This window comes from Pseudomonas sp. GW822-FHT04C11 (assembly GCF_058800905.1).
Window position 1 is genome coordinate 345,847 of sequence record NZ_JBXAMS010000005.1, and the last position, 16,625, is coordinate 362,471.

A 16,625-nucleotide genomic window follows, 5' to 3' on the forward strand; every position below is an offset into this window, starting at 1 on the left:
GCTCAACCAAAGCCCCTGAATCTCACGATTCAGGGGCTTTTGTTTAGAAGATCTTTCGACGCCATTACAAAATGTTCGAGTAATCCGCTTCGATCCGATCCAGGCTCAGGTGATTGAGGAAGTTGGAGAAACACATCCAGGCCGACAAGGCGTTCATGTCACGGAACTGGTCCGGCAGGTACTTGGGTGGTTCCACCAGGCCCTCATCCACCAACTGACGCAGGGTGCGCATGTCTTCCAGGGTGGTCTTGCCGCAAAACAGCAAAGGGATCTGCTCAAGCTTGCCTTTACGCACGGCCAACTGAATGTAGTTGTAAACCATGATAAAGCCCTTGAGGTAGGACAAGTCCTTGGTGAATGGCAGGCCAGTGGGTATCGAACCACGGAAAACCCGGCTGGCATTGCTATAGCTTTCAGCCATCTCGAAGCCTTGAGCGCGGAAGAACTCGAAGATCTGCAAGAAGTCCGCGCCCTCCTCGGCCATGTGAATCGCCCGGGTACGGTTGGTCAGTTTGCGCAAGCGACTCGGATAGGACGCAAAGGTGATGATTTCCATCAGGATCGCCAACCCCTCCTGGGTCACGGTCGACGACGGTGGACCTTTGGAAAGGAAAGTACAGATCGGCTGATTCAGACCGTTAAGCGTGGTGCCGACATGCACCAGCCCTTCATGGACTTCCAGGGCGCGCACGTCACGTTCGTTGAACATCGCGTCAGCGCGGATCTTGATGTAGTCGGCACCAGCCGCCGCATCCGCGACAATACCGTCGGACTCGAACACCCGAATGGTTTCCTCGGCTTCGCCAAAGACCTTGTTCAAACGGGTTTGCAGCAAGTGCACGGCTTCCTTGGCGGTGAGGATCTTCGGTTCGTCCTTGAGGTCGCCCCGGCCATCGATGTTGTTCAGGTAGTCGGACATCATCAGGCCAAGGTCGGCCAGGGTCGGGTCGCCGGCGTGGAACGCATCGGACGCCGCGCCGTAAAGCTCCTGGGAGATCAACCCGAAATCTTCGGTGCCACGTGCTTCGAGCATCCGCACCACCATGCGGTATTCCTTGCACATGCGACGCATGATCTGCCCGACCGGGTTGAACTGGCCGAGCTGACGGGTGATGTCGCGCTCGATGTTCTGGAATTCCAGCTTCACTTTGCTGGAGTCAAAGGACAGTGGCCGGTTGAGGTAGTAGTCGCGATCCACCGCCGGCATTTCCTTGCCTTTGGCCTTGAGGAAACCCTTGCGGATGTTGTCGTCCCACTTGACCGCATCGAGTACCCGAATCGGCGTCTGCGCCAGCACTATGCGATCGGACAACGTGCGTATCGTCTGCTGGTATTCGTCCACCCGGTGCTCCTGTTGATAACCGTTGCGTATCGCGTGTTTTGATCAGGCCGACGCCAGCACCAGGTGCATATATCGCGTCAGAATGCCGAGCATCTCTTGTTCGGCCTCGGGCTCTGCGTCGTTGAGCAGGCCCTGATATTCCATCCGGCCGATAATCGCCGTCAACACTTTGGCATCCTGCTGCGGCTCTCGCGAACCCAATACCTGGAAAAGCTGGCAAGTGCCCTGCAAGAGAATTTGCTGATGCGAGCGCACCAGCAGCGCCAGGCGCGGGTTGAGCAACGCTTCCTGGCGGAAGGCCTGCTCGGCCATCAGGTGCTCGCGGCGGTTGATCAATTGCCGGTGAACATAGTCCGCCATCAGCCGTGCGATGTCGTCAGCCAACTGTGAGCGGCACTCGGGGCTGCCGTCGCCGCTGATGACCATCTCGCGCAACAAGCCTTCGTTATTGGCCCACAACCTGGCCATGTAGGCGGCGCTACGTTCGACGTATTGAGCGAAGGTATCGGTGAGCAGGTCATCGATATCCTTGAAATAGTAAGTGGTCGCCGACAGCGGCACACCCGCTTCGGCGGCCACGGCGCGGTGACGTACCGCACGAACACCGTCGCGTACGACGATGCGCATCGCTGCATCGAGAATTTCCTGTCGACGCTGCTCGCTTCCCTGTCGGCTGGCTTTGCGTCCCTGATACTGAACGCTTTCAGCAACCGCAGTGGCGATGCCAGCTGCTCCTTCTTGAGCCAATGCACGATTCACGACAGATATTCCTCTCTAACGTCAAAAGTAACCAATTGATACGTTTGTACCAGACAGGCAATAAAAAGCCGCCTGTTATAGGCGGCTTTTTAATTGAAACATTTACGCTTGCGGCCGCATGTGCGGGAACAGGATCACATCGCGAATCGACGGTGAGTTGGTCAGCAACATCACCAGTCGGTCAATACCGATACCTTCACCGGCGGTCGGCGGCATGCCGTACTCCAGTGCGCGAACAAAGTCAGCATCGTAGTGCATGGCTTCGTCGTCACCGGCGTCCTTGTCGGCCACCTGAGCCATGAAGCGCTCGGCCTGGTCTTCCGCGTCGTTCAACTCGGAGTAGGCGTTGGCGATTTCGCGGCCACCGATGAACAGCTCGAAACGGTCGGTGACGTTCGGGTTCTCGTCGTTGCGGCGGGCCAGCGGCGACACTTCGAACGGGTACTGGGTGATGAAGTGCGGCTGCTCCAGCTTGTGCTCGACCAGCTCTTCGAAAATCATTACCTGCAGCTTGCCCAGACCTTCGAAGCCCAGCACTTTGGCGCCGGCCTTCTTGGCGATGGTGCGAGCCTTGTCGATGTCAGTCAGGTCGTCAGCGGTCAGCTCGGGGTTGTACTTGAGGATCGAGTCGAACACCGAGAGACGCACGAACGGCTCGCCGAAGTGGAACACCTTCTCGCCGTACGGCACGTCGGTGCTGCCCAGAACCAACTGCGCCAGTTCACGGAACAGTTCTTCGGTCAGGTCCATGTTGTCTTCGTAGTCGGCGTGGGCCTGGTAGAACTCCAACATGGTGAATTCAGGGTTGTGACGAGTCGAAACACCTTCGTTACGGAAGTTGCGGTTGATCTCGAACACTTTCTCGAAACCACCTACCACCAGACGCTTGAGGTACAGCTCCGGCGCGATACGCAAGAACATCTGCATATCCAGCGCATTGTGGTGAGTCTCGAACGGCTTGGCCGCCGCACCGCCCGGGATGGTTTGCAGCATCGGCGTTTCGACTTCCAGGAAGTCGCGCTTCATCAGGAAGCTGCGAATGTGCGCAATCACTTGCGAACGCACGCGGAAGGTCTGACGCACGTCTTCGTTGACGATCAGGTCAACGTAACGCTGGCGATAGCGCTGTTCGGTGTCGGACAGGCCATGGTGCTTGTCCGGCAACGGGCGCAGGGATTTGGTCAGCAGACGTACGTTGGTCATTTCAACGTACAGGTCGCCCTTGCCGGAACGGGCCAGGGTGCCTTCGGCGGCGATGATGTCGCCCAGGTCCCAGGTTTTAACGGCGGCCAGGGTTTCTTCTGACAGGGTTTTACGGTTGACGTAAACCTGAATGCGCCCGGACATGTCCTGGATCACCATGAACGAGCCACGGTTGAGCATGAGACGACCGGCAACCTTGACCGGGATCGCAGCCTCTGCCAGCTCTTCCTTGGTTTTGTCCGCGTACTGTTTCTGCAAATCTTCGCAGTAGGCGTCGCGGCGGAAGTCGTTGGGGAAGGCCTGGCCCTTGGCGCGCTCGGCAGCAAGCTTTTCCTTGCGCAGGGCGATCAGGGAGTTTTCTTCCTGTTGCAGGGCTTGCGAATCGAGTTCTAGGTCGCTCATGTCTTTAAAAATTCCATCACAGGTTCGTTGCCCCCAGCCTTCGGCTGGGGTTCGCGGGCAAGCCTCGCTCCTACAGGGTCGTTGAATCAGTGACCACTGCAGTGCATTCGTTACAAGCCTTGTTTCAGGCTCGCCACCAGATATTCGTCGATGTCGCCGTCGAGCACCTTGTCGCAGTCGCTGCGTTCGACGTTAGTACGCAAATCCTTGATTCGCGACTGGTCGAGCACATACGAGCGAATCTGGTGACCCCAGCCGATGTCCGACTTGGTGTCTTCCAGGGCTTGGGAAGCAGCGTTGCGTTTCTGCACTTCCTGCTCGTACAAGCGCGCCCGCAACATTTTCATCGCGGTGTCTTTGTTGGCGTGCTGGGAACGTTCGTTCTGGCAGCTGACCACGGTGTTGGTCGGTACGTGGGTGATACGTACGGCCGAGTCGGTGGTGTTTACGTGCTGACCACCGGCGCCCGAGGAGCGGTAGGTGTCGATGCGCAGGTCCGACGGGTTGATGTCGATTTCGATGTTGTCATCGATTTCCGGCGACACGAACACGGCCGAGAACGAGGTATGGCGACGGTTACCGGAGTCGTACGGGCTCTTGCGCACCAGACGGTGCACGCCGATCTCGGTCCGCAGCCAGCCAAAGGCGTATTCACCCTTGATGTGCACGGTTGCGCCCTTGATCCCGGCGACTTCACCGGCGGAGAGCTCCATGATGGTCGCGTCGAAACCGCGTTTGTCCGCCCAGCGCAGGTACATGCGCAGCAGGATGTTGGCCCAGTCCTGGGCCTCGGTACCGCCGGAGCCGGCCTGGATATCCAGGTAGGCGTTGTTGGCGTCCATCTCACCGCTGAACATGCGACGGAATTCGAGTTTTTCCAGGGCCTCGCGCAGACGCTCGACTTCGGCAGCGACGTCATCGACGGCAGCCTGGTCTTCTTCCTCTGCGGACATCAGCAGCAGGTCTTTGGCGTCGGCAAGGCCGCTGTGCATCTGGTCGAGGGTTTCGACGATCTGCGCCAGCAGGGACCGCTCGCGGCCCAGTTCCTGAGCGTACGACGGGTTGTTCCAGACATTCGGATCTTCAAGCTCGCGATTGACTTCGGTCAGACGCTCATGCTTTTGATCGTAGTCAAAGATACCCCCGAATAGTTTCGGAGCGCTCGGACAGGTCCTTGATACTGTTAAGGATCGGGTTGATTTCCATGGCGGGCAGCACTCGTTGGCGAACTTTTGAAAGCCGGCGAGTATAACGTAATCACGCTGTCACGGCAGCCCGCCTGGCGGCTTTAACGGCGAATGAACGTGCGGGTTCATTCGATGCCGACCTGATTGCGTCCATTGTTCTTCGCCAGGTACAACCCCTTGTCCGCCGCCGAGATCAATTGACGGTAATCACTGCCCGGCTGCGGGGTGATGGTCGAGAGGCCGATGCTGATGGTCAGGCTCGCACCTTCGGCCGGAACAACATGCGGGATGTTCATTCCGGCCACGGTCTGCCGGAGTTTTTCCGCGACCAGGCGTGCCCCGCCCGGCGAGGTATTGGGCAATACCAGGACGAACTCTTCACCGCCATAACGCGCCGGCAGATCGGAAGGCCGGCTGCTGGCATCGCGGATCGCCGTGGCGACTTTGCGCAGGGCTTCGTCGCCTTCCAGATGGCCGAAGCTGTCGTTGTACAACTTGAAATAGTCGACATCGATCATCAACAGCGACAGTTGCGCCTGGTCACGCATGGCCCGACGCCATTCCAACTCAAGGTATTCGTCGAAATGGCGACGGTTAGACAGCCCGGTCAGGCCATCGGAGTTCATCAGGCGTTGCAGCACCAGGTTGGTGTCGAGCAACTGTTGTTGACTGACCCGCAGCGCCCGATAGGCCGCATCGCGCTGGATCAGGGTCATGTAGGAGCGCGAGTGATAACGAATGCGCGCGACCAGTTCGATGTTGTCCGGCAGCTTGACCAGGTAATCGTTGGCCCCTGCAGCAAACGCCGCGCTCTTGATCAGCGGGTCTTCCTTGGTCGACAGCACAATGATCGGAATGTCCTTGGTCGCCGGGTGGTTGCGGTATTCGCGCACCAGCGACAGGCCGTCCAGACCGGGCATGACCAGGTCCTGCAGGATCACCGTCGGCTTGATGCGAATCGCCTGGGCGATGGCCTGGTGCGGATCGGCGCAGAAATGGAAGTCGATGTTCTCCTCGTTCGCCAGCCCGCGGCGCACGGCTTCGCCGATCATCGCCTGGTCGTCGACCAGCAGCACCATCGCGGCGTTCTCATCGGTTTTAAAGGCGTCGAGCTGTAAATCATCCATGTGCGGGCACCTGAATAAGGCAAGTACAGCTGCAATGATGAGTCATTTTGCAAAGATCTCCAGCAATCGTGGCGCTATCTTGTCCAACGGGTGAATTTCTACAGCGGCGTCGATGGCGGCGGCCGCTTTCGGCATGCCATATACCGCACTGCTGCGCTGATCCTGAGCAATGGTCAAGTAGCCTTGCTGGCGCATCGATTTAAGTCCCTGGGCGCCATCGCGCCCCATGCCGGTCAGCAGCACACCGACTGCATCTCCGTTCCAATAAGTGGCCACGCTTTCAAAAAAAACGTCGATCGAGGGTCGATAGATCTCGTTGACCGGCTCGGCGGTGTAGGCCAGCGTACCGTTCTTCAATAAACGAATGTGGTGATTGGTGCCCGCCAGCAACACCGTCCCGCTTTGCGGCGGCTCGCCTTCCTGAGCCAGGCGCACGTCCAGACCGCTGGCGCTGCCGAGCCATTCAGCCATGCCGGCCGCGAACACCTGGTCAACGTGCTGGACCAGCACGATGGCCGGCGCAAAATCGCGCGGCAGGGCCTTGAGCAAGACTTCCAGCGCCGCCGGCCCGCCAGCAGAAGAACCGATGGCCACCAGGCTCTGGCGTTGCCCGAGAACACGAGGAAGGGCCGGCGCCGATTGCACACGGTTACCGCGCTCGCCGATCAGCCAGCCGATATTCATGATCTTGCGCAGCAGCGGCGCTGCGGCTTCTTTCGGATCGCCCGCGCCGAGGGCCGGGGTATCGACCACATCCAGCGCGCCGTGGCCCATGGCCTCGAACACCCGATGGACATTCTGCTGTCGGTCCACCGTGACGATAACAATAGCGCACGGGGTCTCGGCCATGATCCGGCGTGTTGCTTCGACGCCATCCATGACCGGCATGATCAGGTCCATCAGGATCAGGTCCGGGGTGAACTCGGCGCAACGTTGCACCGCCTCGGCGCCATTACGGGCGACCCAGACCACCTCGTGCGCCGGCTCGAAGGCCAAGGCTCGACGCAGGGCCTCCACGGCCATGGGCATATCGTTGACGATAGCGATCTTCATGCTCGCGCTCCTCCTATGAGCTCAACCACTGCATCGAGCAGTGCATCGTCATGAAAGCTGGCCTTGGCTAGATAGTAGTCGGCTCCAGCGTCCAGCCCACGACGACGGTCTTCTTCACGATCCTTGTAGGACACCACCATCACCGGCAGCGATTGCAGCCGATTGTCACGGCGCAACAATGAAACCAGCTCGATCCCATCCATGCGCGGCATATCAATATCGGTAATCAGCAGGTCGAATTCCTCGGCACGCAGTGCGTTCCAGCCGTCCATGCCGTCAACCGCTACGGCCACGTCATAACCCCGATTGAGCAGCAGCTTGCGTTGCAACTCACGAACCGTCAGTGAGTCATCGACCACCAGAATACGTTTACGCGCGACGATGGCGGCCTGTTGGCTGTGCCGGGCGATCCGTTCCAGGCGACCGGTATTGAGCAGTTTGTCCACCGAGCGGAGCAGGTCTTCGACGTCGACGATCAACACCACCGACCCGTCATCGAGCAAGGCCCCGGCAGAAATGTCCTGAACCTTGCCCAGCCGCTCATCCAGCGGCAGCACCACCAACGTGCGCTCGCCGATAAAACGCTCGACGGCCACACCGTACACCGTGTCGCGGTCACGGATGACCACGACTTTAAGGGTCGCCGGGCTGTTCTGACTCGCCGGGCGATTGAGCAGCTGGCTGGCCGCGACGAGGCCAACGTGTCGACCTTCGTGCCAGAAGTGCTGACGACCTTCCACCTGGACGATGTCGTCCGCTGCCAAATCGCACATGCGCTCGATGTGCGCCAGTGGAAAGGCATACGCCTCCTCGCCCACTTCCACCACCAGACTGCGCACCACCGACAACGTCAACGGCACCTCAAGCTGGAAACGACTGCCCTCGCCGGCCTTCTGTTCCAGCACCACAGCGCCGCGTAACTGGCGGACCATGTGCTGAACCGCATCCAGGCCTACGCCACGCCCGGACACCTCGGTAACTTTGTCGCGCAGGCTGAAGCCCGGCAGGAAGAGGAACGTCAGCAGCTCTTCTTCGCTCAACTGCGCCGCGGTCTCGGCCGGCGACAATTGACGTTCGACGATACTGGCGCGCACTTGTTCCAGGTCCACGCCATGGCCATCGTCGCTCAACTCCAGCAACAGCAGCCCGGCCTGGTTGGACGCGCGCAGGCGAATCAGTCCTTCGGCAGGCTTGCCGGCCAGCAGGCGTTGCTCGGGCGTTTCGATGCCGTGGTCTACCGCATTGCGCAACAAATGGGTCAGCGGCGCTTCGAGCTTCTCCAGCACGTCGCGATCGACCTGGGTCTTTTCACCCTCGATTTCCAACCGTACCTGTTTGCCCAGACTACGCCCCAAGTCGCGAACCATCCGCGCCTGCCCGGTCAGCACATCGGCAAACGGCCGCATGCGACAGGCCAGCGCCGTGTCATACAGCACCTGAGCGCGCTGACTCGCCTGCCAGGCAAACTCATCAAGCTCAGCGGTTTTCTCAGCCAGCAACTGCTGCGATTCGGCCAACAGCCGCCGCGCATCGCCGAGCGCCTCCAGGGCCTCAAGACCCAGGTCTTGCCCCTTGAGGTGAACGTTGAGGTTTTCCAGGGCGCGCAGACTGTTGCTCTGCGTACGTTTGAGACGCTGCATCGTCGCCAGGTAAGGCTTGAGACGCAGGGTTTCCACCAGCGACTTGCTCGACAGATCGAGCAGACTGTTCAAGCGCTCGGCGGTCACCCGCAACACCCGCTCGCCACCTTCGGTGACGCGCTTGGCTTTACGCGACGCCTCGACCGAGGCCGCCAGCGACGACTCAAGTTCCGACACCAGGTCCGGCGGCTCGACGTGCGGTGCCGGTGCCTCGGGCGGCAATGAGGGCTGTGCCACGGCAGGTGCTGCAACCGCCGCCAATGGATCGAGCAAACGCCCCATCAGCGCCACGTAGGCTTCGATATCGCCCGGCCCCACGTTGGCACTGCCTGGCGTGGCAATGCGCATCAGCAAGTCCGTGCCTTGCAGCAGCGCATCAATGTGTTCGGGGCGCAGAAAAAGTCGACCCTCCTGCGCGCTGACCAGGCAATCTTCCATCACATGAGAAACGCTGACTCCGGCATCCACACCGACGATCCGCGCCGCGCCCTTGAGCGAATGCGCGGCGCGCATGCAGGCTTCCAGCTGATCGGCCTGGGTCGGGTCACGTTCCAGCGCCAGCAACCCGGCGCTGAGCACCTGGGTCTGGGCCTCGGCTTCAAGACTGAAGAGTTCCAGCAATGACGCGTCGCGCATTTGATCGGGGGTCATGTCAGGCTCCGGGTCACGGCGGACAGCACCTGTTCTTCATCCAGCCAGCGCAGGCTGCGACCTCTGAATTGCAGGACGCCACGGGTGTACTTGGCACTGGCCTGCTCACCTGAGCGGGACGCGGCATCGAGAATCCGCTCATCAATGGCATGAATCCCGTCCACCTCATCCACCGGCACCACCACCGGGCCGCCGTGAGCAGCAATGATCAACATGCGCGGCATGATCCGCACGCCAGAGGCAACACCGGTGGTCGCTTCCAGCCCGAGCAATTCCACCAGCGACAGGCACGCCACCAGCGCGCCACGCACATTCGCCACCCCCAGCAGCGCCCGCGAACGCTGATGCGGCAGCGAATGAATCGCCTGCATCGGCGCCACTTCCACCAGGCTGCGGGTGGCCAGGGCGAGCCATTCTTCGCCGAGGCGGAACATCAACAGCGAGCGCGTGACCACGTCCGTTTCAACGGCAGTGGACACTTGCGCGCGGTCGTCCTGCTGCAAGGCATAGCGATCCAGCAAACGTGTCGCCGCCGCGGAATACACCGCGCAATTGCGACAGTGAATATGCTCGATCAGCAGCGGGCAGGACTTGTCGCCGTGGATACCGATACGGTTCCAGCAGTCGTCGATAGCCTGGGCATCTTCATGGGTCACGTTCAGCGAAACAGTACCGGTCATCGTTTACGCTCACTGTCAGCGGTGCGCTCATTACGAGCAGCGCGTTGCTGCAATCGACGGGCACCGGACGCATCCCCCTGGGACGCCAGTAACACCGACAGGTGCATCAGTGCTTCGGGATGCTGCGGTTGCAAATACAGCGCCTTGCGATAAAAACCCTGGGCTTGCAGCACGTTGCCGGCGACATCACTGAGCAGCCCCAGCCAGTAAAACACCTGCGCCACCGGCTCATGGTGGCGCAGGTATTCCTCACAGGCGGCCTGAGCTTCGAGGCTTTTACCTTCGTTGGCCAGGGCTGCAATGCTTGCCAGCAGCGTTGCCGCATCGGTATTCGGCGCTTTCTCAAGGCTCGCACGCGGCGCCGGTGCAACAACGGCAAACGGTCGGCTGCGCACTGGCGGTAGTGAAACGCTGCGCAGGGGCAAACTCACCGGCAACGGCGGTGCACTAAACACGGAGGGCGGCGCGGGTTCAGGCTCGCTGTGACGGCTGAAAGCGAAGGATTGTGGGATACCGATCGAACGCATCCCCAGATGCCCCAGCAAACTGCCTTCGGCCGGGCCGATAAACAGCACGCCCTCTACATGAGTCAGGCGCTTGAGCACCTGGAGAACCTGTTGCTGGGTAGGCTGATCGAAATAGATCAGCAGGTTGCGACAAAACACAAAGTCATAGGCTGGCTCATTGGCCAGCAAGGTCGGGTCCAGCAGGTTGCCCACCTGCAAACGCACCTGTTCGCGCACCCGCTCGCTGACGCGATAGCCGTCGTCTTCGGTGCTGAAGTAGCGCTCGCGGAAATCGGTTTGCTGCCCACGAAAGGAGTTCTTGCCGTACAGCGCACGCTTGGCTCGCTCGACCGACAGCGGACTGACGTCCACCCCGTCGACCTTGAACTGGTGCGGCGCAAGCCCACCATCGAATAACGCCATGGCAATCGAATACGGTTCTTCGCCAGTCGAGCACGGCAGGCTGAGAATCCGTAGCGCGCGCATACCCTTGGTCTCGGCCAGGCGCTTGAGCGCCAGCCTGGCCAGCGTGGCAAAGGATTCCGGGTAACGGAAAAACCAGGTTTCCGGGACGATCACGCCTTCGATCAATGCCTGTTGCTCGTCTGCCGAGCCTCGCAGTCGCAGCCAGTACTCATCGGCCGTTTCCACCTGCTGCGCGGTCATGCGCTGGCGCACGGCCCGCTCGATGATCGCCGGGCCGACGGAGTTCACGTCCAGACCGATACGTTCTTTGAGGAAGTCGAAAAAGCGCTGGTCGCAGCTCATAGGCGCTCCTCAAGCATCGCCAGGTCCAGCGGCGGCGACGGGAACAGCAGCGCCCGCACCTGGGCATCCAGCAAGTCTGCGACACGCACCCATTGCAGCAGCCCTTGGGCGTCTTCACGCACCGGCCCCAAATACGGCGCCTGACGGTTATCCAGGCCATAGGGCTGGAAGTCCGCCGGGTTGCAACGCAGGGTGTCGGTGGCCTGCTCGAGAATCAGCCCGAGCAATTGCCGGGGCGTGGCGTCATTCGGCTGATAATGCACCAGCACCAATCGAGTGCTGGTGCGCGCCTGGGCCGGCTGACCGAACGCCAGCTCGCCGACATCGATTACCGGCACCACCGCGCCGCGATAGGCAAACACCCCCGCGACCCATGAAGGCGTCCCGGCAATCGGTTTGAGCGGCAGGCGCGGCAGCACTTCGGCCACTTCAATGGCTTGCAATGCATAACGCTCGTCACCGATACGAAACACCAGAAACAATGACTGCCTGGGCGCCATGCCTGCGCCGCGCTTCGCCACGAGTTCGCTCATCAGACTTTAAATCGCGAGACGCCGCTGCGTAGCCCAACGGCCACCTGGCTCAGCTCGTCGATGGCGGAACTGGCCTGACGCAAGGACTCGACCGTCTGGCTGCTGGCATCGCCCAACTGCACCAGCGCATGGTTGATCTGTTCGGCGCCCGTGGCCTGGGCCTGCATGCCCTCGTTGACCATCAACACCCGCGGCGCCAGCGCCTGAACCTGGTGGATGATCTGCGACAGTTGCTCACCGACCTGCTGCACTTCGGACATGCCACGGCGGACTTCTTCAGAGAATTTGTCCATGCCCATGACGCCGGCCGACACCGCCGACTGGATCTCGCGAACCATCTGCTCGATGTCGTAGGTGGCGACGGCGGTCTGGTCTGCCAGACGGCGAACTTCGGTGGCGACCACGGCAAAACCGCGACCGTACTCCCCGGCCTTTTCCGCTTCGATGGCGGCGTTCAGCGACAGCAGGTTAGTCTGGTCTGCAACCTTGACGATGGTCACCACCACCTGATTGATGTTGCCGGCCTTCTCGTTGAGGATCGCCAGTTTGGCATTGACCAGGTCAGCCGCGCCCATCACCGAGTGCATGGTCTCTTCCATCCGCGCCAGCCCCTGCTGACCGGAACCGGCCAGCACCGAGGCCTGATCGGCGGCGGTGGAGACTTCGGTCATGGTCCGCACCAGGTCCCGCGAGGTGGCGGCGATTTCACGCGAGGTGGCGCCGATTTCGGTGGTAGTGGCCGCCGTTTCAGTGGCGGTCGCCTGCTGCTGTTTGGAGGTGGCGGCGATCTCGGTCACCGAGGTGGTGACCTGTACCGAGGAACGCTGCGCCTGGGACACCAGCGAGGTCAGCTCGGTCATCATGTCGTTGAAGCCGGTTTCCACCGCGCCGAATTCGTCTTTGCGATCAAGGTTCAAGCGGCTGCTGAGATCGCCGGTGCGCATGATGTCGAGGATCTGCACGATGCGATTCATCGGCGCCATGATCGCGCGCATCAACAGCAGGCCACAGAGGCCGGCGGCGATGACCGCCACCAGCAAAGACACACCCATGCTGGCTTTTGCCGCAGTAACTGCTTGGCGGATGGCCTCGGTAGCGTTAGCGGATTGATCACGATTGCTATCAATCACAGCATTCAACTGCTTGCGGCCATCGACCCACGCGGGCGTCAACTCCTGCTCCAGCGCCAGACGAGCCTGTTCGTATTGTTTTTGCTGATACAGCCCGACGACTTTAGCCAACGCTTGGTTGTACGTTTGATAACGAGCCTCGAACGCTTCGAACCCGGCCCGATCCTCGGTGGTGAAGATCGTTTTCCGATAGTTGCCCATCTCGTCTTTCAGGTGCGCCTCGGCGCCCTTGTACAGCTCCAGGTCAGCGGCACTCATGTCGCGATGTTCCGAGAGGCCAACGATCCTTTGGGTCAAGACGTAAGTGTCGACCCAGGCGCCACGAATCATCGAGCTGTAATACAGCCCCGGAACGGCATCCGACTGGACCGTTTCCTCGCTGGACTCAATCTTCAGCAGACTCGAGAACGAGACCATGACCATCAGCAGCATGATGGCGATAATTACCGCAAAGCTCGCCAAAATGCGTTGGCGCAACGTCCAGTTCTTCACAGTCAGTCCTCGGGGCCGTTCAAATGGAGGGGAGTATAGCCGAGGGCACGCTGCGTTTTATAAGCGCTGCATCTCAAGTAGCAACGAAACACCTGTGGCGAGGGAGCTTGCTCCCGCTGGAGCGCGTAGCGCTCCCAATATTGGCAATGACAATTCTTCAGATGGATCTCATTCGCCGGTTTTGGGGCTGCTACGCAGCCCAGCGGGAGCAAGCTCCCTCGCCACACCGTGGTGCTGCTAAGTCTCTGGCTGATCGAAGTTATCCAGCGCCCGATTCACCGCCAACTCGGCCAGGGAAATCATCTGCTGAATCGCCAGCGCGGTATTGCGTTTGGGGCCTTCAAGCTCAAACGCCAGATCGCTGGCCATGACATTCACCGAGGCGAGGGTTTCGCAGGCGTGGGCCAGCAGGGTTTCGCTGTCGACGTCGGGGGCAATGACGAAAATGCAGCCGGGGCGTCGGTCGGCCAACAACTGCTTGGTCTCGGGCAATACCAGGTAATGGTCGAGCGCACGGTGCGCGGCGGCGTGGAGTTCTTTTGAATCGAGGGAGGCGTAGGGAGAAACCGGATCGGTTTCGGGTGGATTGGGCGTGGCTTTGAACATGCTGATGCTCCTAGAGTCATGGAGCTGCCACGATTCGCTGCGAAGCAAAGGGAGGTGGCAGCTGTACGCGGGTTCGCAGACCGGGACTCTAGAACCGGCAGACCCGAAGGTCTCCCACGCACAACCGCCATAACATGAACTGACAGGCATAGAGGACACCTGCTCACGAACGGGGACGTTGTGCGTCTAGAGATTACCCGGGCTGCGAAACCCGGTCGCTGAATGGGCAGCGACACGGAAACAATAGGAGCCAGGCCCAAGACGCACAAGCCGGCGGATTCTGGCGCAGGTGTAGGCAGCGACGCAAGGCAACGTAGCCTCCGACCGAGGCTTTGGGGAAAGAATAAACAGATCAAAAATTGCGTACTGATTTGTGGCGAACGGAGCGTGCCCTCCGTTGGGCTGCGTAACGGTCAAAAAAGATCTTTTCACTTCAAAACCACATCATGCCGCACGGCGGACGACCAGAGACTTACCGAGAGGGAGGCCTTTTTTGTGCAAAAAATCACCTGATGAAACGTATCAGCTAGCAACAAAAAACCCATAAATTCAAAAAAATGGAATTTTTCCTTGATCTTGAAAATCCACTGACTTACAGTGAAATCACTGTATGGATATACAGTCACTAACGAAGATTCATTTAAATATATTCATGGATGAGGTACTCCCTATGAAAAGCAACACTGAAAAACTTGGTCAGCTTCCCCACCAGCCCAGCTTGTGGACCCGCGCCGATGCGCTAAAAGTTCACGCGGATGATCCGACCACTACCCAGCCTCTGGTCAGTGCGGATTTCCCGGTATTGAACAACGAGGTGTTCATCTGGGACACCATGCCGCTGCGCGATATCGACGGTAACGTGGCTTCTGTCGACGGCTGGTCGGTCATTTTCACCTTGACGGCAGATCGTCACCCGAATGATCCGGAGTACATCGACGAGAACGGTAATTACGACATCATCCGAGACTGGAACGATCGTCATGGTCGGGCAAAGATGTACTACTGGTTTTCCCGCACCGGTAAAGACTGGCAGTTTGGTGGTCGCGTGATGGCGCAAGGTGTGTCTCCAACCACGCGTGAATGGGCTGGCTCCCCGATTCTGTTGAACGACCAGGGCGATGTGGATTTGTATTACACCGCCGTCACGCCGGGCGCCACGATCGTCAAGGTGCGTGGCCGCGTGGTCACTACCGAGCATGGCGTCGAGATGGTGGGCTTCAAAAAGGTTACGTCGCTGTTCGAGGCTGACGGCGAGATCTATCAGACCGAAGCGCAGAGTCCGTACTGGGGCTTCCGTGATCCATGGCCGTTCCGCGATCCGAAAGACGGCAAGTTGTACATGCTGTTTGAGGGCAACGTGGCCGGTGAGCGTGGTTCGCACAAGGTCGGCGAAGCTGAAATCGGCGACGTACCGCCGGGCTATGAAGATGTCGGTAACTCGCGCTTCCAAACCGCCTGTGTCGGTATCGCCGTAGCAAATGACGAAGATGGCGACGACTGGGAAATGTTGCCGCCACTGCTGACTGCAGTAGGCGTCAATGACCAGACCGAACGTCCACACTTCCTGTTTCAGGACGGCAAATACTATTTGTTCACCATCAGCCATAAATTCACTTATGCCGACGGTGTGACCGGTCCGGACGGGGTGTACGGTTTCGTGGCGGATTCGCTCTTCGGCCCTTACGTGCCACTGAACGGTTCCGGTCTGGTGCTGGGCAACCCCTCTTCCCAGCCATTTCAAACCTATTCACATTACGTGATGCCTAACGGCCTGGTGACTTCGTTCATCGACACCGTACCCACAAAGGAAAGCGACACCGGAATGCAGTACCGGGTCGGCGGCACTGAAGCGCCGACAGTGGGCATCAAGGTGAAAGGGCAGCAGACTTTCGTGGTGGCCGAATATGACTATGGTTACATTCCCCCGATGATTGATGTAACGCTGAAATAGTATTGAAGTTACACAGGGCCTTCAGGCACCGAGTTTGAATTCGATAACAAACACGTTGTGGATATGATCGAGATATCCGCGCCTGACTCATTGCGACTTGATCGGGAGCCGCATTGAACAATGCGTAACATCGACCCTTCGGAACTGGCTGCATGGATGCAGCCAGTAACGGGGCTTCTCCCTCCCCTATCTCTCCCTATCTCTCCCCAACCAAGCCCATGCGAAGGCTGAAGTGAGCCGCACTGACCGAGCAATTTGAGAGTGACTTAAACATCATCCACGAACATTATTGCGTACTGACAAGCGCTTGATTGGATCAACATCCTCTTTGACTCTCCTCGCAAGGACGCGTGAATGCCCCGTCGTACCGTTTTTTCCATTTTCGGCTTGTTTGCCCTGCTGGCACTCACTGCCAACACCTGTATCGCCATGACCCTGGAAGAGCAATTCCTGGGCATGACCAGCTGTAACATCCAAGATGTCTACCTCGATCAAAACACTCAACAGCCCGTTGGGTTCGATGATCTATTGCGATCAAGACAGTCAGTCACTTCCCGTTTAAGAGCGATGGATCCTCAATGAACAGTCACGCCTT

At 59.5% G+C, this 16,625-nt stretch carries 14 protein-coding genes; 2 read left to right on the forward strand and 12 right to left on the reverse strand.

Annotation, left to right across the window (positions count from 1 at the left end; translation table 11 throughout):
- Positions 1–64 precede the first annotated feature (64 nt).
- The 12 genes from AC1RJ3_RS11260 to AC1RJ3_RS11315 form a co-directional block, all read right to left on the reverse strand.
- On the reverse strand, positions 65–1,342 hold the full coding sequence (locus AC1RJ3_RS11260) for a flavohemoglobin expression-modulating QEGLA motif protein (protein WP_054593819.1): 1,278 nt from the start codon (positions 1,340–1,342) through the stop codon (positions 65–67).
- Positions 1,343–1,384: 42 nt separating this feature from the next.
- A complete protein-coding gene (locus AC1RJ3_RS11265) occupies positions 1,385–2,089 on the reverse strand; it encodes a TetR/AcrR family transcriptional regulator (RefSeq protein ID WP_054598170.1) in 705 nt (234 codons plus the stop codon).
- A gap of 114 nt (positions 2,090–2,203) precedes the next feature.
- Entirely contained in the window at positions 2,204–3,706 is a 1,503-nt protein-coding gene (lysS, locus tag AC1RJ3_RS11270) for a lysine--tRNA ligase (RefSeq protein WP_493078949.1), read from the reverse strand.
- A 110-nt stretch (positions 3,707–3,816) separates the two neighbouring features.
- Positions 3,817–4,912, reverse strand: a protein-coding gene (gene prfB / locus AC1RJ3_RS11275) for a peptide chain release factor 2 (protein ID WP_102667242.1) whose coding sequence is annotated in 2 segments (ribosomal slippage) — positions 3,817–4,839 and positions 4,841–4,912 — 1,095 coding nt in all. Because the reading frame shifts where the segments join, the coding sequence is not laid out codon by codon here.
- 106 nt (positions 4,913–5,018) lie between these two features.
- The gene (locus AC1RJ3_RS11280; RefSeq protein ID WP_054593821.1) at positions 5,019–6,020 is read right to left on the reverse strand and encodes a response regulator; all 1,002 of its coding nucleotides are present in this window, start codon (positions 6,018–6,020) and stop codon (positions 5,019–5,021) included.
- Positions 6,021–6,062: 42 nt separating this feature from the next.
- Positions 6,063–7,073: a chemotaxis response regulator protein-glutamate methylesterase gene (locus AC1RJ3_RS11285; RefSeq protein ID WP_054593822.1), complete on the reverse strand. Its 1,011-nt coding sequence runs from the start codon at positions 7,071–7,073 to the stop codon at positions 6,063–6,065.
- A complete protein-coding gene (locus AC1RJ3_RS11290; RefSeq protein ID WP_493078952.1) occupies positions 7,070–9,364 on the reverse strand; it encodes a hybrid sensor histidine kinase/response regulator in 2,295 nt (764 codons plus the stop codon). The genes AC1RJ3_RS11285 and AC1RJ3_RS11290 overlap by 4 nt, the downstream gene beginning before the upstream one ends.
- The gene (locus AC1RJ3_RS11295; protein WP_493078954.1) at positions 9,361–10,044 is read right to left on the reverse strand and encodes a chemotaxis protein CheW; all 684 of its coding nucleotides are present in this window, start codon (positions 10,042–10,044) and stop codon (positions 9,361–9,363) included. The genes AC1RJ3_RS11290 and AC1RJ3_RS11295 overlap by 4 nt, the downstream gene beginning before the upstream one ends.
- Positions 10,041–11,318, reverse strand: coding sequence for a CheR family methyltransferase (locus AC1RJ3_RS11300; protein WP_493078956.1), 1,278 nt, complete (start codon positions 11,316–11,318; stop codon positions 10,041–10,043). Before AC1RJ3_RS11300 ends, AC1RJ3_RS11295 begins: the two co-directional genes overlap by 4 nt.
- On the reverse strand, positions 11,315–11,851 hold the full coding sequence (locus AC1RJ3_RS11305; RefSeq protein ID WP_493078958.1) for a chemotaxis protein CheW: 537 nt from the start codon (positions 11,849–11,851) through the stop codon (positions 11,315–11,317). Before AC1RJ3_RS11305 ends, AC1RJ3_RS11300 begins: the two co-directional genes overlap by 4 nt.
- Entirely contained in the window at positions 11,851–13,413 is a 1,563-nt protein-coding gene (locus AC1RJ3_RS11310) for a methyl-accepting chemotaxis protein (protein WP_489110996.1), read from the reverse strand. Before AC1RJ3_RS11310 ends, AC1RJ3_RS11305 begins: the two co-directional genes overlap by 1 nt.
- Positions 13,414–13,710: 297 nt before the next feature.
- Positions 13,711–14,079, reverse strand: a complete 369-nt coding sequence (locus AC1RJ3_RS11315) for a DUF6124 family protein (protein WP_477773628.1) — start codon at positions 14,077–14,079, stop codon at positions 13,711–13,713.
- A gap of 670 nt (positions 14,080–14,749) precedes the next feature.
- Here AC1RJ3_RS11315 and AC1RJ3_RS11320 point away from each other — a divergent pair.
- The gene (locus AC1RJ3_RS11320; RefSeq protein ID WP_493078960.1) at positions 14,750–16,030 is read left to right on the forward strand and encodes a glycoside hydrolase family 68 protein; all 1,281 of its coding nucleotides are present in this window, start codon (positions 14,750–14,752) and stop codon (positions 16,028–16,030) included.
- Positions 16,031–16,384: 354 nt separating this feature from the next.
- The gene (locus tag AC1RJ3_RS11325) at positions 16,385–16,612 is read left to right on the forward strand and encodes a hypothetical protein (protein WP_103319585.1); all 228 of its coding nucleotides are present in this window, start codon (positions 16,385–16,387) and stop codon (positions 16,610–16,612) included.
- Positions 16,613–16,625: the final 13 nt, after the last annotated feature.

What these genes read in the sequence shown, in the direction of transcription:
- lysS (WP_493078949.1), bottom strand. Translation starts at nt 3,706, where the DNA reads ATGAGCGACCTAGAACTCGATTCGCAAGCCCTGCAACAGGAAGAAAAC.
- AC1RJ3_RS11280 (WP_054593821.1), bottom strand. Translation starts at nt 6,020, where the DNA reads ATGGATGATTTACAGCTCGACGCCTTTAAAACCGATGAGAACGCCGCG.
- AC1RJ3_RS11285 (WP_054593822.1), bottom strand. Translation starts at nt 7,073, where the DNA reads ATGAAGATCGCTATCGTCAACGATATGCCCATGGCCGTGGAGGCCCTG.
- AC1RJ3_RS11290 (WP_493078952.1), bottom strand. Translation starts at nt 9,364, where the DNA reads ATGACCCCCGATCAAATGCGCGACGCGTCATTGCTGGAACTCTTCAGT.
- AC1RJ3_RS11295 (WP_493078954.1), bottom strand. Translation starts at nt 10,044, where the DNA reads ATGACCGGTACTGTTTCGCTGAACGTGACCCATGAAGATGCCCAGGCT.
- AC1RJ3_RS11300 (WP_493078956.1), bottom strand. Translation starts at nt 11,318, where the DNA reads ATGAGCTGCGACCAGCGCTTTTTCGACTTCCTCAAAGAACGTATCGGT.
- AC1RJ3_RS11305 (WP_493078958.1), bottom strand. Translation starts at nt 11,851, where the DNA reads ATGAGCGAACTCGTGGCGAAGCGCGGCGCAGGCATGGCGCCCAGGCAG.
- AC1RJ3_RS11310 (WP_489110996.1), bottom strand. Translation starts at nt 13,413, where the DNA reads ATGCTGCTGATGGTCATGGTCTCGTTCTCGAGTCTGCTGAAGATTGAG.
- AC1RJ3_RS11315 (WP_477773628.1), bottom strand. Translation starts at nt 14,079, where the DNA reads ATGTTCAAAGCCACGCCCAATCCACCCGAAACCGATCCGGTTTCTCCC.
- AC1RJ3_RS11320 (WP_493078960.1), top strand. Translation starts at nt 14,750, where the DNA reads ATGAAAAGCAACACTGAAAAACTTGGTCAGCTTCCCCACCAGCCCAGC.
- AC1RJ3_RS11325 (WP_103319585.1), top strand. Translation starts at nt 16,385, where the DNA reads ATGCCCCGTCGTACCGTTTTTTCCATTTTCGGCTTGTTTGCCCTGCTG.